Annotated in this window: 12 protein-coding genes and 1 tRNA gene; 7 read left to right on the forward strand and 6 right to left on the reverse strand. The window is 37.2% G+C overall.

Features of this window, described 5'->3' with window-relative positions; genetic code table 11:
• The first annotated feature begins 3 nt into the window (after window positions 1-3).
• Window positions 4-1,413 carry a ribosome biogenesis GTPase Der gene (gene der, locus OZX61_RS01895; protein WP_195771388.1) on the forward strand — a complete coding sequence of 470 codons (1,410 nt, stop codon included), beginning with the start codon at window positions 4-6 and terminating at the stop codon, window positions 1,411-1,413.
• A 64-nt stretch (window positions 1,414-1,477) separates the two neighbouring features.
• Entirely contained in the window at window positions 1,478-2,098 is a 621-nt protein-coding gene (locus OZX61_RS01900) for a 4'-phosphopantetheinyl transferase superfamily protein (RefSeq protein ID WP_277095130.1), read from the forward strand.
• Window positions 2,099-2,137: 39 nt separating this feature from the next.
• On the opposite strand, the gene secF is transcribed toward OZX61_RS01900, so the two are convergent.
• The 5 genes from secF to queA form a co-directional block, all read right to left on the reverse strand.
• Window positions 2,138-3,109: a protein translocase subunit SecF gene (secF, locus tag OZX61_RS01905; RefSeq protein ID WP_277095131.1), complete on the reverse strand. Its 972-nt coding sequence runs from the start codon at window positions 3,107-3,109 to the stop codon at window positions 2,138-2,140.
• A 10-nt stretch (window positions 3,110-3,119) separates the two neighbouring features.
• Complete coding sequence (gene secD, locus OZX61_RS01910) at window positions 3,120-5,021, reverse strand: protein translocase subunit SecD (protein WP_195771385.1); 1,902 nt, start codon at window positions 5,019-5,021, stop codon at window positions 3,120-3,122.
• 55 nt (window positions 5,022-5,076) lie between these two features.
• The gene (gene yajC, locus OZX61_RS01915; protein ID WP_195771384.1) at window positions 5,077-5,406 is read right to left on the reverse strand and encodes a preprotein translocase subunit YajC; all 330 of its coding nucleotides are present in this window, start codon (window positions 5,404-5,406) and stop codon (window positions 5,077-5,079) included.
• Between the two features lie 89 nt (window positions 5,407-5,495).
• Complete coding sequence (gene tgt / locus OZX61_RS01920; RefSeq protein WP_277095132.1) at window positions 5,496-6,623, reverse strand: tRNA guanosine(34) transglycosylase Tgt; 1,128 nt, start codon at window positions 6,621-6,623, stop codon at window positions 5,496-5,498.
• Window positions 6,624-6,873: 250 nt separating this feature from the next.
• Entirely contained in the window at window positions 6,874-7,911 is a 1,038-nt protein-coding gene (queA, locus tag OZX61_RS01925; RefSeq protein ID WP_277095133.1) for a tRNA preQ1(34) S-adenosylmethionine ribosyltransferase-isomerase QueA, read from the reverse strand.
• 159 nt (window positions 7,912-8,070) lie between these two features.
• Here queA and OZX61_RS01930 point away from each other — a divergent pair.
• A tRNA-Leu gene (locus OZX61_RS01930) sits at window positions 8,071-8,157 on the forward strand.
• Window positions 8,158-8,283: 126 nt separating this feature from the next.
• Window positions 8,284-8,796 (forward strand): GNAT family N-acetyltransferase, encoded by a 513-nt coding sequence (locus tag OZX61_RS01935; RefSeq protein ID WP_195771381.1) that lies wholly within the window; start codon window positions 8,284-8,286, stop codon window positions 8,794-8,796.
• An 11-nt stretch (window positions 8,797-8,807) separates the two neighbouring features.
• Here OZX61_RS01935 and OZX61_RS01940 read toward each other — a convergent pair whose 3' ends face one another.
• Window positions 8,808-9,764, reverse strand: a complete 957-nt coding sequence (locus OZX61_RS01940; protein ID WP_277095134.1) for a response regulator transcription factor — start codon at window positions 9,762-9,764, stop codon at window positions 8,808-8,810.
• A 176-nt stretch (window positions 9,765-9,940) separates the two neighbouring features.
• Between OZX61_RS01940 and OZX61_RS01945 the strand changes: the two genes are divergently transcribed.
• From OZX61_RS01945 to OZX61_RS01955, 3 genes are all read left to right on the forward strand, one after another.
• Complete coding sequence (locus OZX61_RS01945; RefSeq protein WP_195771379.1) at window positions 9,941-10,945, forward strand: carbon-nitrogen hydrolase family protein; 1,005 nt, start codon at window positions 9,941-9,943, stop codon at window positions 10,943-10,945.
• A gap of 3 nt (window positions 10,946-10,948) precedes the next feature.
• Window positions 10,949-12,007, forward strand: coding sequence for a phenylacetaldoxime dehydratase family protein (locus OZX61_RS01950; protein WP_277095136.1), 1,059 nt, complete (start codon window positions 10,949-10,951; stop codon window positions 12,005-12,007).
• Window positions 12,008-12,451: 444 nt separating this feature from the next.
• Entirely contained in the window at window positions 12,452-13,714 is a 1,263-nt protein-coding gene (locus OZX61_RS01955; protein WP_277095137.1) for a HAMP domain-containing sensor histidine kinase, read from the forward strand.
• Window positions 13,715-13,763 lie beyond the last annotated feature (49 nt).

Here is a 13,763-nt window from a genome sequence, read left to right on the forward strand (position 1 = left end):
TTTATGAAACCCGTAATTGCGCTGATTGGGCGTCCAAATGTCGGAAAATCGACATTATTTAACCAAATCACTAAAAGCCGTGATGCTCTTGTGGCTGACTTTGCTGGTCTAACTCGTGACCGCAAATATGGCGATGCTGTATATCAAAATAAATCATTTATTGTGGTAGACACAGGTGGTATTGGTGAAAGTGAACAAGGCATAGATAGCTACATGGCTGAGCAGTCCAAAACTGCTATTCATGAAGCAGATATGATTGTTTTTGTCGTAGATGCGCGTGCGGGTTTATTGGCTTCTGATGAGCAAATTGCAAGAGATTTGCGTACACTTGGCAAAAAAGTTTTCTTAGTTGCCAATAAAGTTGATGGTGTACATGCAGAAGCGGCTGTCGTTGAGTTTTATAAGCTTGGTTTAGGCGAACCTATCCATGTTGCAGCTAGCCACGGTCGTGGTGTTGCGCAAATGCTAGAAGATATTTTAGTAGATGTACCTGAAGACGAAAGCTCAGAAGTCTTAGACAAACACACAGGTTTACGTTTAGCTGTTATTGGTCGTCCAAACGTTGGTAAATCGACGCTCGTAAATCGTCTTTTAGGTGAAGACCGTGTTGTTGTATATGATATGCCGGGAACAACACGTGATTCCGTTTATATTCCTTATGAGCGCAATGAGCGTAAATATACACTGATTGATACCGCTGGTGTACGACGTAAGGGTAAGGTAGACGAAACGATTGAGAAATTCTCAATTGTGAAAACCTTACAAGCGATTAAAGATGCACATGTAATTGTTGCTGTAATTGATGCACGGGAAGGTATCGTTGAGCAAGATTTACATCTTATTGGCTATGCTTTACAAGCAGGCCGAGCTTTAGTGATTGCGATTAATAAATGGGACAATATGTCCGAATATGATCGTAAGCAAGTAAAATTAGATGTAGAAAGACGTTTCGACTTTATCCCTTGGGCAAAAATCCACCTTATTTCTGCTTTACATGGCACGGGAGTAGGGGATCTTTATCCATCAATCCATCGTGCTTATGAATCTGCGAATTTAAAAGTTTCACCATCAAAATTAACTCAAATTTTGAATGATGCAACAGATCAACATCAGCCGCCACAGATTCAAGGTCGTCGTATTAAAATGCGTTATGCGCATATGGGTGGACAAAATCCACCAACGATCGTCATTCATGGGAACAAAGTAGATAAAACGCCTGCAGATTATCGTCGTTATCTAGAGAATATTTTCCGTAAGGTTTATAAACTTGAAGGAACGCCAGTTAAAATTGAATTTAAGACTTCAGAAAACCCATTTGAAGGCCGTAAGTCACAATTAGATGAGCGAACTGCTGCACGTCGTCGTCGTTATGTGCAAAAATTCAAGAAAGCTGAGAAAAAATATAAGCGTTAATTTTCTTATATTTTAAAAGCCAAGCATATGCTTGGCTTTTTCATTTAATTGGTAGACTGAAAATATGCAGACACAGATATTTATTCATTATCTTAAACTTGATGAGCTATTATCTATAAATAGTACAACAGCGATAAAGGCTTTAACTAAAATAGAAAAGCAATTAATTCAACAACAACGTAACTTATATTTAAGTCATTTCCTAAAATCTGACTTACCACTTAGTATTACGGAAGATGAATATGGTAAGCCTTATGCTGTAGACCATCCAAATTTAAGTTTTAATCAATCACACAGTCAAGCCTATTACGCCCTAGCATATACGAATACAGCGACGTCTATTGGAATAGATATCGAAGATTTCTCAAGAAATATTAATATGGATGCTTTAGCAAAAAGATACTTTCATACTGAAGAAATAAAAAAATGGGAAGCATCTGGGAAAGATAAAATGTTTTGGCTTAAGGTCTGGACGACAAAAGAGGCTGTACTTAAAGCACATGGTTTAGGTATACGTTTAAGCCTAAAAACAATTAATACAAATATAGATGATAAAAGAGATTTTAGTCTGATTCATCATGAACAGCTTGGTACTTTTCGTTACCATTGCTTCCAAATGGATTCTTCTATATTAACTATTGCATATAAAGATATTGGTGCGAACGCTAAGATTATATTTAAATAAAAACAGCACCTTATGGTGCTGTTTTTATAATAATTGAGATTATGGAATGTTGTGATGTTCTTCATCAAATTCTGGTTTAACTTGTACAATGAAGTCTTGGCGATTTAAGCCTCTCCAAAGTGCAAATGCTGTACCAATATAAATAGATGAGTAAGTACCAACGAAGATACCAACGAACATTGCAACAGAGAACCAATGTAGGCCATCACCACCGAGAATCATCATAGACACAACCACTAAAGTTAATGTCATTGATGTATGTACAGTACGACGTAATGTTTCTGTGAGTGCAATATCTATAATTTCACGTGGTGAAGCACCACGAATTTTTCTGAAGTTCTCACGGATACGGTCAGATACAACAATGTTATCGTTGAGTGAGAACCCGATTACAGCAAGTACAGCAGCAAGTACAGTTAAATCGAAAGGCCATTGCATGAGTGCAAAGAAGCCAAGAATAGCGATAATATCGTGAAATAACGACAAAATAGCACCCATAGCGATTTTAAACTCGAAGCGTATTGTTACGTAAATAAGCATCAGTACAAGTGCAAGTGCAACAGCACCCGCAGAGCGTACATAAAGCTCATTACCGACTTGACCACCTACAGAATCTACTTTATGCAACGTTGCTACATTATTCGGTACTTGTATCGCTTTAGTCAGTGCAGCATTAAGGTCTTCAACTTTGACATCTTGTACAGGCATGCGAATGAGTAAGTCGCTACTACTTCCTAATGTTTGTACAACGGTATGCTTAAATCCAGAAGATTCTAGCGATTTCACAACCTGATCTTGATCAACTGCTTTTTGATAAGTCACTTCGGCTGCAATACCACCTGTGAAATCTAAACCAAGATTTAATCCTTTCGTACAAATGAAGAAGATACTTGCAAGCGTAATTAAAATAGAAATGATTGCTGCTGGTTTAGCAATCTTCATAAATGGAATAATACGCTCGTTGTCTGGTCTGCCGTATTGCTTTTCAGATTGTTGAGTTACTTGGGTCATAGGTGTCTCCTTATATACTCAACTTCTGTAAGTTACGACGTTTGCCATAAATGAGTTGGACAATTGCACGTGTTACAGTAATTGCTGTAAACATTGAGCAAACGATACCAATCATAAGTGTAACGGCAAATCCTTTAATTGGACCTGAACCAATTGCGAACAGAATAAAAGCAACAATAAATGTTGTTAAATTCGAGTCGAAAATGGTGTTATAGGCACGATCATAACCCGCAACAATCGCTTGCTTCGGTGAAGCGCCCCATTTCATTTCCTCTCGAATACGTTCACAAATAAGAACGTTTGCATCGACCGCCATACCAATAGTAATGACAATACCAGCAATACCAGGAAGGGTAAGGGAAGCGCCAATCCAAGACATAATAGTAAGAATCATGGCTAGGTTAAAAACCAATGCAAAGTTTGCAATTAAACCAAATAAACGGAAGAAAACGATCATCCACAATGCTACGAGAATAAAGCCAACCTCAGTAGACAAAATGCCTTTATCGATATTTTCTTGTCCAAGACTTGGACCAACCACACGTTCTTCAACAAAGTACATCGGTGCAGCGAGCGCGCCTGAACGAAGCATTAATGAAAGCTCAGCTGCTTCTTGTGGTGAACTTAAGCCCGTAATACGGAATTGTGAACCCAATACTTGTTGAATGGTTGCTGCATTAATTACAACTGCTTCAGTATATGGCGTACGTACTTCTGTTTGAGCGCCTGTTGTTGGGTCAGCTACATAGGTAATACGTTGTTTATTCTCAATGAACAATACAGCCATACGTTTGCCAACAGCACTACGGGTCGCATCTGACATGAGCTTACCACCAGCACTATCGAGCGTGATGTTTACTTCAGCACCGCCAGAATCTTGACTTAAGCCAGAAGATGCATTTTGAACACGTTCACCTGTTAAAATACGATTACGCTGTAATAAAATTTGGCGACCGCTATTTAACGATTGATAAGCAAAAAGTTCTGTACCTGCTGGAAGTGGCTGACCATTATATTTGCCCGTATAGGCATCAATAAATTGATCATTCTGATTTGCAACAAGACGGAATTCTAAGTTTGCTGTGCGTCCAAGTACACGTTTTGCTTCAGCAGTATCTTGTACACCTGGTAATTCAACCACAATACGGTTGCTACCTTCAGTTTGTACTACAGCTTCGGCAACACCAAGTTCATTAATACGGTTACGTAACGTTGTTAAGTTTTGGTTAACCGCATAGGATTGAATTTCTTGACGACGTGTATCTGTATACGTTAGGCGTAATGTTGGACCTGCATCTGTTGCAAGTGCTTGCTGAGAAAATTCATTGCCATTACGGCGTAAGAACCCCATCGCATTATCGCGATCTGTATTGTCTGTAAATTGCACAGTAATAACATTATTATTTAAGCTTAAATTGTTAAATTTAATATTATTATCACGGAATTGACGACGTAAATCAGTCGTAGATGTTTCCATACGTTGTGCAATCGCTTTGTCCATATCTACTTCAAGTAGAAAATGAACACCACCACGAAGATCGAGACCGAGCTTCATTGGCTTAGCACCAATTTTTTGTAACCACAATGGTGTTGTTGGTGCAAGGTTAAGTGCGACAACGTAGTTTTCACCAAGACCACGACGTAAAGCATCTTGTGCTTTTAATTGAGCACTTGAGTTGCTTACACGTAATAAAGCAGCATTATTGGTAAAGCTGTTATCGTGGCTTGCGATTTGTTCACTTTGTAAAATTTGCTCTGCTTTTTGTAAGATAGACTGGTCAATTGTTGTACCAGCCTTCGCTCCCGAGATCTGAACAGCAGGTTCATCTGGGTACAAACTTGGCAGTGCGTATAATGTACTAATCACTAGAACAAAGATGATTAGTAAATATTTCCATGCAGGGTAACGCATTTGCTATCTTCTTAATATGAGAAAGTCGTGCATTTGCACGACTTGAAATAAAAAATTAAAGACTATTTAAAGTACCTTCTGGTAAAACTGAAATCACGCTTGAGCGTTGAATTTTAATGTTTACACCACGGCTAAGTTCAACCACAGCATAGTCACCGTCAATTTTTGTAATACGACCCATCAGACCGCCTGCAAAAACCACTTCACTGCCTTCACCTAAACTTTCAATGAGGGCACGATGCTCTTTGGCACGTTTAGATTGTGGACGCCAAATTAAAAAGTAAAAAATTGCAACAAAGACAACAATCATACCAATATTGGCAATCATACTTGGTTGCTGTGCAGCGCCTTCAGCGGCGTGAGCAGTAGAAATAAACAGGCTCATTTAAATTTCCTAAATAATAAAATCAAAAAAGATACTTGATTACTTGAGCAATGTACCTTGTCTTGGCATTGAGCGCAAATGTATAAAGATTACTCAGCAGGACAAGGAGGAACTTCTAAACCACGGCGTGTATAAAAGTCTTCTACAAAGGCATCAAATGTTCCTTCATCAAGTGCGTGGCGCATGGTTTCTGTTAAGCGTAAGTAATAACGTAAGTTATGTATTGTGCCCAACATAGAAGCCAACATTTCACCACACTTCTCTAAATGGTATAAATATGCACGTGTAAAGTTTTTGCATGTATAGCAATCACAATGAGGGTCTAGAGGCCCTTGGTCGTGACGGTATCGGCTATTACGAATACGTACTAAACCATCTGTTACAAAGTAGTGTCCATTACGTGCATTTCGTGTTGGCATCACACAGTCAAACATATCTACACCACGACGAACTGCCTCGACGATATCTTCTGGTTTTCCAACACCCATTAAATAACGTGGTTTATCTTCAGGCATTTTACTTGGTAAGTAATCTAAGACTTTAATCATTTCATCTTTAGGTTCACCAACAGAGAGGCCACCAATGGCATAGCCATCGAAACCAATGTCGAGCAAACCTTTTAAAGATTCATCACGTAAGTCTTCATACATACCACCTTGGATAATTCCAAAGAGTGCATTCGGGTTGCCATTGTTCGTGTGTGCCGTTTTACAACGTTTCGCCCAACGCAGACTTAACTGTAAAGATTGTTGTGCTTGTTCATGGGTCGCTGGGTAAGGTGTACACTCATCAAAAATCATCACAATATCTGAATTAAGTGTTTGCTGAATTTCCATTGAAATTTCAGGCGATAAGAAGACTTTAGAACCATCAATCGGAGATCTGAAAGTAACACCTTCTTCTTTAATTTTACGCATTGCGCCTAAGCTAAACACTTGGAAACCACCTGAATCAGTTAAAATGGGTTTATTCCATTTCATAAATTCATGTAGTCCACCATGTTTTTTAATGACCTCTAGACCAGGGCGTAGATAAAGATGGAAGGTATTTCCTAAAATAATTTGGGCATTAATTTCTTCAATATCGCGAGGAAGCATCCCTTTGACTGTGCCATAAGTACCTACTGGCATAAATACAGGTGTCTCAACTACACCATGTTCAAGTGTTAAGCGGCCACGACGGGCACGACCTGACTGACCTAACTTTTCAAACTTCATATGTCATCCGAATCGAGGCGAAAAAACAGTTCGCTGATACTGAGTGCCTAAGCACTTCTTTAAAAGTGATCTATTTTCCTAAATTATGCCTGTAGATGCCACCTTTTATTCAGGTGTTTTGTAAGGAAGTCTATGTTTTTTTCAAAGATTTATTCTGAGTGATTTGGTTTAAAGAAGGGTTTTGTGCATCATGATCATGAATAATACGATCAAAATAGGGTTATATCTCACGTGATATAACCCTGTATATTTAGGTTGTTGCTTGATCAATAAGCATGGCATCACCATAACTAAAGAAACGGTATTTTGCGAGAACAGCATGCTGATAGGCTTTAAGAATATTCTCACGACAAGATAGAGCTGAAACAAGCATTAATAAGGTGGATTCTGGTAAATGGAAGTTGGTAATTAAACGATCCACAACACAAAATGTATAGCCCGGATAAATGAATATTTGAGTATCACCTGTCCAAGCATTGAGTTCTCCGCCATGTGCCTGTGCAGCACTTTCCACTGCACGAGTTGCTGTTGTACCTACAGAAATAACTTTATTGCCACGTGCTTTGGTTGCTTGAATAAGTGCAACAGTTTCTGAAGAAACTTGGCACCATTCACTATGCATAATATGATTTTCGATATCAGTGGTACGTACAGGTAGAAATGTGCCTGCACCAACATGCAAGGTAACAAAAGCTTTTTGAATCCCTTTTTTCTCTAACATTTCAAGTAATACATCGTCAAAGTGCAAGCTTGCGGTAGGCGCTGCAACACTTGCTAGTTTTGTCGGGTCATTAAATACGGTTTGATAGCGTTCCGTATCAATCTCTTCGGCTTCTCTATTGAAGTAAGGAGGAATTGGTAGCTGTCCATATAAATCGAGTACCGTTAAAATAGGCTGTGAAAATTCTACGATGTAAAGGTTTTCATGACGACCTTTAACAGTAACAGGTACGGCACCCGCTCCGATAAATAAGGTCGTTTCAGGCTTTGGAGAGTTGCTTGCTTTAATATGACAGTGTGCAACAAATTCATCTTGCATACGTTCTACTAGTACTTCAACAGCACCACCACTTTCACGTTTACCTTTAAGGCGTGCTTTCATAACTTTAGTATCGTTTAATACAAGTAAGTCTCCTTCGTTGAGTAAGTTTACAATATCTGTAAATTGATGATCGTGATAATTACCTGAAGCATCTACATGTAATAGACGTGAGGCACTACGTTGTTCAAGTGGGTAACGGGCAATAAGCTCATCTGGAAGGTCAAAGTTAAAATCTGAGAGTTGCATAGTCATCATTAAAGCGATTTTTATGTATTATAAACATTTTCTCTTTTAAGCATACAAAGGCTTTAAACTGTATGTGGTTTAAAAACCACCACTCTGAACGTAAATAGATTGACAATGTAAAGAAATTGCGTAATATACACATCACAAACCCATACTCTTCCCGAGGTGGTGAAATTGGTAGACGCGGTGGATTCAAAATCCACTATCAGAGATGATGTGTCGGTTCGAGTCCGACCCTCGGGACCAAGTCTTACATTCGTAAGCTATTCTAAATTATATTAATACCCTCATAATTATTTCATCTGGCTACTTCTAAAAATTTATATTTTGCTTAAACTACTTCTACCTTCATGGCAGCAGTGAGTCATTTTTATGACCAGTTTTCAAGTGATACGTTGTACATTCGAACAGCACGGTAAACGTATATTAGAAATATTTAATGATGCAATTTTAAATTCGACAGCTTTGTATGAATACAAAGAACGCACCTTACAAGATGTAGAAAAGTGGTTCGAGCTTAAGCGAAGTATGCAGTTTCCTGTGATTGGTCTTGAAAATGAACATGGGATCTTAATGGGTTTTGTTACTTATGGCGCTTTTAGAAATTTTCCTGCGTATGTACATACTGTAGAACATTCGGTTTATATTCATAAAGAGTTTAGGGGCTGTGGGTTAGGTCGTAAGCTCATGGAAGAAATTATTCAAGAAGCGAAGAAAAACAATATCCACGTTATGATTGGTGGTATAGATGCGCAAAATGAAGGCAGTATTCGCTTGCATGAAAAATTAGGGTTTCGTCTGGTTGGTACTTTGCCAGAAGTCGGATTCAAATTTGATCGTTGGTTAGATTTAGCATTTTATCAACTTATTTTATCAAATCCTTAGCCACTCGAAACCTAAGTATTTAGTGGACGAACTTCTGATGGAGTAAGTCCATATAATTTTTTAAATTCTCTGGAAAAATAAGACAAATCGTTAAATCCTGTGTCATATGCCACTTGTTTAACTGCATACATGTCTTTAGGTGTAATTTGCAAAAGTTGTTTAGCATGTCTAAGTCGTTCAGCCAATAAAAACTGACCAAAGGTCATATCTTCCTTTTGAAAAAGTTTACTGATATATCGGGTACTGATTCTAAATGCTTGAGCAACTTCATGAATGTTTAGCTGAGGATCGACATGATTTGCAGTCATATATTGTTTAATATCGTTGAATAAGTAAGAGGTCTTTACTGGATATTGATCTGCGACCATATGGGTCATAAGGTGAAATAGGTGTTCTTCAATCATGCATTGTTGTGGTTCAGTAAATAGCTGGTTTGTAGTAAAAATATCTTGTAAACAGTGTTCATAAAACTGCTGTAAAGGATGATTTTCTCCAAAACTATAACCATATAAGTCTTTAGATGTGCCAAAGTTCGCTTCAAAACGTGCTTTTGGAATAGCAACCACAATTTGGTCAAAGGTAGTGTCTAAATTAAGGTTATATTCTTGATCTGTATCATAAAAGACAAATTGTTTTTCTTTGAGGGTAATTTGTTTTTGGTAATAATCTAGCCCCATTTTTCCTTTTAACATAAAGCTCATTAACACGAGATCTTTAGGTGTTTTACGTATTTTTTGTCTGCAACGTTTGACGTGTTGTGATGCACCTTGTACTCGCACAATGGTTAAGTCCGAACATGTACGTGATTCAAGCCTTCCCCAAAATGATTCTGAAGATTCTGTTTGAGAGTCTAAAGGAACAAAAACTTGACTAATGGCATCTTGCCAATAGTCATTACGTTGTTTGAGAACAATATCTCGTGTATCAAAATAACTTGTTTTAATATTATCTAAGCATATCGTTTTCATCGTATATACATCCGAATATTAAGCATTAAAAAATAAGCAAATTTCATACCTAAATTTTAAAAAAACATGCGGTGTTCGCTGTCAGTCAAGTTATCGTTCTTTCTCAGAATACCTCACACATAAAAATTTAAATTATAAAAATAAATAGGCACTCAGCAGACCCATAGGAAACTCAAATGACTCAACAAATTAAAGTTGCATGTGTACAAGCTGCACCCGTATTTATGAATTTGGACGCGACTGTAGATAAAACAGTTCAGCTGATTGAGCAAGCAGCCCAAAATGGTGCAACGCTTATTGCATTTCCTGAAACATGGATTCCTGGATATCCATGGTTCTTATGGCTAGATACACCTATGAAAAATATGCCTCTGGTATATCAGTATCATCAAAACTCATTAGAGTTAGATTCTGAAAAGGCATTCTTAATTCGAGAAGCTGCAAAGCAAAATAATATTTTTGTCGTACTTGGTTTTAGTGAGAAAGACCATGGAAGCTTATATATTTCTCAATGGATTATTGATAATAGAGGAGAAACTGTTTCTACACGCCGTAAATTGAAAGCAACACATGTTGAGCGCACTTTATTTGGAGAAAGTGATGGAAGTTCAATTCGTGTAGATGAAACCTCTTTGGGAAGAATAGGTGCGTTGTGTTGTTGGGAGCATTTACAACCTTTAGCACGCTATGCCATGTATTCACAACATGAGCAGATTCATATTGCTGCTTGGCCAAGTTTCTCTTTGTATCAGCCACATATGGGGTCTATTGGTCCTGAAGTAAACATTGCTGCATCTCGACTTTATGCGGCTGAAGGTCAATGTTTTGTAATCTCGCCATGTGCAATTGTGTCTAAAGAGATGCAAGATTTGATGTGCGATACTGATGAAAAAAGAGAGTTACTTAAACTCGGCGGCGGTCATGCACGTATTTTTGGACCAGATGGGAAAGATTTAGTTGAACCTCTTGCTGAAGATGAAGAGGGGCTTCTATATGCAACATTAGATTTGAATCTGATTACCCTTGCAAAAACGGCTGCAGATCCTGTAGGGCATTACTCTAGACCAGACGTATTCCAACTTGTTTTTAATAAAACAGCAACGAAGCGAGTGATTAAAAAACAAAACTATGCACTTGAGTCAGACATGATTATTGATGAATTAGAGGCGATGGAGAGTTAGTTTGTGGAATCGGCTATTCCTAGAGACTTACAGGAGAAGCGTACATGTCCACATCATAAGGCAGATAAAGAGTATCTGCCTCCATTTCCTGCATGGACATCTCGCTTTGAAAATAATGCAGAACAATTTGTGGTGGTCTACTTTGCAATTCAGTCTTTGCAAAGCATTCATTTTGATGAACATCGAAAAGTGACCCAATATCTTCAGAAAAATCATTTGCCTGAATATTGGGTTCCATCCACTTATAGAGATCATCTTGGGTTTTATCATCTGGTTGTGACAATGTACTGGTCATCCACTCAAGTATTTGAAGCATGGTTTAGATCTTCTGGCTTTGAAGCATGGTGGAAAGATAAAGAGCGTGAAGCGGAGTCTTGTGGTTACTTTCTTGAGGTCTATTATCCCAAAATTTCCGAGTTCGAAATGATTTTCTCAGATCCTAAGACACCAGAAGGGTTAGCACATCTTGCAAAGGGAATGAGTGGTGAGATTCAAGAGCATGGATATTATGGAAGTATGAGAGATCGATTACCTATAGCGCAAACTCACTTATTGCAAGCAGAAAGTATTACTAAAGAAAGTAGAATTGAGGTGAGTAAGAAAAGAATACAGATTAAAGGTAAGGAAAACTTAAGTTTAATTCGCTCTGGGCAGGACTGGAGTCATACGGTTGGTAATGAAAGAAATATTTATTTAAAGCATGTAGAGCCGATTCTGCGTCATGGTATGAACTTTTTAGCTCTTGATGGAAAAAAGGAGGGATGTCTGAGTTGTCGATATATGCGTGTGTTAGATAAAGATACAGGCGATGAAATTGACAAGACGTTTGGGCTAGCACATTTTAAGGATTTAAAACATTTAGAGAACTGGGCGAAGTCTCATGAAACACATACTGCAATTTTTGCAGAGTTTATGTCGTATGTTAGGGAAATGCAGTTTAATATCTCTTTAAAACTCTTTCATGAAGTCATGGTATTGCCTGCAAAGTCTCAATATTATGAATATATTGCGTGCCATTCTAAGACAGGAATGCTGCAAGATGAGAGGTCGTTTATTCAATAGATCTGATAGGCTCAATACGAGCCTATTTTTATGTGAAATTTCAATTAATTCTTAGGTTTTATTCACAATTCAGGTTATGATTTTGAACCGTTGAGTCAAATGCTTTATTTATTTGCCGTTAATTCAATACATGATTGTTATTTTGAATTGTTATCATTGGAATATTGAATCATCAATTTATAATGTAACCCTTTCATTTGTATTGCTTATTATCAAAAACACATAAGTTACTTAATTTAATTCATTTTTTTATAAATGTGTTTTGTTTTGCAGAAAAAAATTTAAATGTGACACTTATACTTTTTAACGATAGTAGATTAAAAATAAATTAATTAAGTGTAAAAGTTCTATTCATTATTTGATTTTTTTGTAAAAACCGTTAACACTATCTACGTAAGGTTTCTCCGTAGTGAAAACTAGAAAACAATGATATGAGAGGGACACATGGCAGTATCATATATCGATCACATTGAGCAATTAAGCGCATGTCATCGTGCACTTTTGCTTGATTCTTCCGCAAAAAATAATAAATTAATGCGGTGTCTACGTCGAGTAAAAACAACAAATTTTGAGCATAGTATTTGTATTTTTAAAGATGAACCCTATGCATGGAAATGTATTACACACGTCGAGAATGGTTTAGAAACACATGCTATACCGTCTACACTTACGACAACGTTAACCGATTATATTCAAAATCAGCGATGTATAAATTCAAGCCATATTCAATATCTTGAAATTAAACAACTCATAGAATCTCATTTTTTCCCTGTAAAACACGTTGCAGCTTTTCCAATAGGTCAAGGAAAAGAAACCATAGGTTTTATACTGCTGTGTAATGAGAAAGATGAAAATGAAGTATATTTAGCTACTGAAGAAGCTGAAGAAGTATGTGAAGACTTAAATGAATATATTCTTTTAAAACAGTCGCATGCAGAGTTAAAAGAGATAAATGATAACTTTTCTGCTTTAACCTATAGCCAAACAAAGTTTTTCCAAATTATTGCACATGATTTACGTGCACCATTTCATGGGTTGTTAGGTTTTTCAGAAGTGCTCGCAGATGAAATTAGAACATTAGATCCAGACAGTTTGCAACGTATCGCCAATTATTTAAATGACACAGCGCAATCAACCTATCATTTACTTGAAAATTTACTGAACTGGGCAATGGCTGAAGGTGGACATTTTGTCTATCACCCTAAGGCTTTTTGTTTGCATCGATCGAGCCAAATTGTTACAGGTGTTTTAAACAGTTTAGCAATGAATAAAAAGATTCAGTTAATTGATCAGATACCAGATGAGCTTGAGGTGTATGCAGACATTAATATGGTTACGTCTATTTTGCAGAACCTTGTCTCAAACGCACTTAAATTTACCCCAACAGATGGTATGGGGAAAGTAATCATTTCTGCTGAAAATGATCAAGATCATGTTCGTATTTCAATTACCGACACCGGATTAGGTATGGATGAAAAGCAACAAATTGAGATTTTTCAGCCAAAAATTAAAACCTCTTTAACAGGGACTGCTGGTGAGAAAGGTACAGGCCTAGGACTAGTTCTCTGTAAGCGATTTGTAGATTTAAATCATGGTGAAATTAAGGTAACTTCTCAAAAAGGCTTAGGAACAACTTTTGAGATTTTGTTACCGAATATACAACAAGACCATAATATTAAACATCGGGTAGAGAAAGTTGCTGTATAAATTCGAAAAGTTATAAAGACAAAGCATGTAAATTATTTTATGTTTAACT

It is taken from the genome of Acinetobacter sp. ESL0695, from assembly GCF_029392135.1.
GTDB lineage: Bacteria > Pseudomonadota > Gammaproteobacteria > Pseudomonadales > Moraxellaceae > Acinetobacter > Acinetobacter pollinis.

What these genes read in the sequence shown, in the direction of transcription:
- tgt (WP_277095132.1), bottom strand. Translation starts at nt 6,623, where the DNA reads ATGAAGTTTGAAAAGTTAGGTCAGTCAGGTCGTGCCCGTCGTGGCCGC.
- secF (WP_277095131.1), bottom strand. Translation starts at nt 3,109, where the DNA reads ATGACCCAAGTAACTCAACAATCTGAAAAGCAATACGGCAGACCAGAC.
- OZX61_RS01935 (WP_195771381.1), top strand. Translation starts at nt 8,284, where the DNA reads ATGACCAGTTTTCAAGTGATACGTTGTACATTCGAACAGCACGGTAAA.
- OZX61_RS01945 (WP_195771379.1), top strand. Translation starts at nt 9,941, where the DNA reads ATGACTCAACAAATTAAAGTTGCATGTGTACAAGCTGCACCCGTATTT.
- secD (WP_195771385.1), bottom strand. Translation starts at nt 5,021, where the DNA reads ATGCGTTACCCTGCATGGAAATATTTACTAATCATCTTTGTTCTAGTG.
- yajC (WP_195771384.1), bottom strand. Translation starts at nt 5,406, where the DNA reads ATGAGCCTGTTTATTTCTACTGCTCACGCCGCTGAAGGCGCTGCACAG.
- queA (WP_277095133.1), bottom strand. Translation starts at nt 7,911, where the DNA reads ATGCAACTCTCAGATTTTAACTTTGACCTTCCAGATGAGCTTATTGCC.
- OZX61_RS01900 (WP_277095130.1), top strand. Translation starts at nt 1,478, where the DNA reads ATGCAGACACAGATATTTATTCATTATCTTAAACTTGATGAGCTATTA.
- der (WP_195771388.1), top strand. Translation starts at nt 4, where the DNA reads ATGAAACCCGTAATTGCGCTGATTGGGCGTCCAAATGTCGGAAAATCG.
- OZX61_RS01940 (WP_277095134.1), bottom strand. Translation starts at nt 9,764, where the DNA reads ATGAAAACGATATGCTTAGATAATATTAAAACAAGTTATTTTGATACA.
- OZX61_RS01955 (WP_277095137.1), top strand. Translation starts at nt 12,452, where the DNA reads ATGGCAGTATCATATATCGATCACATTGAGCAATTAAGCGCATGTCAT.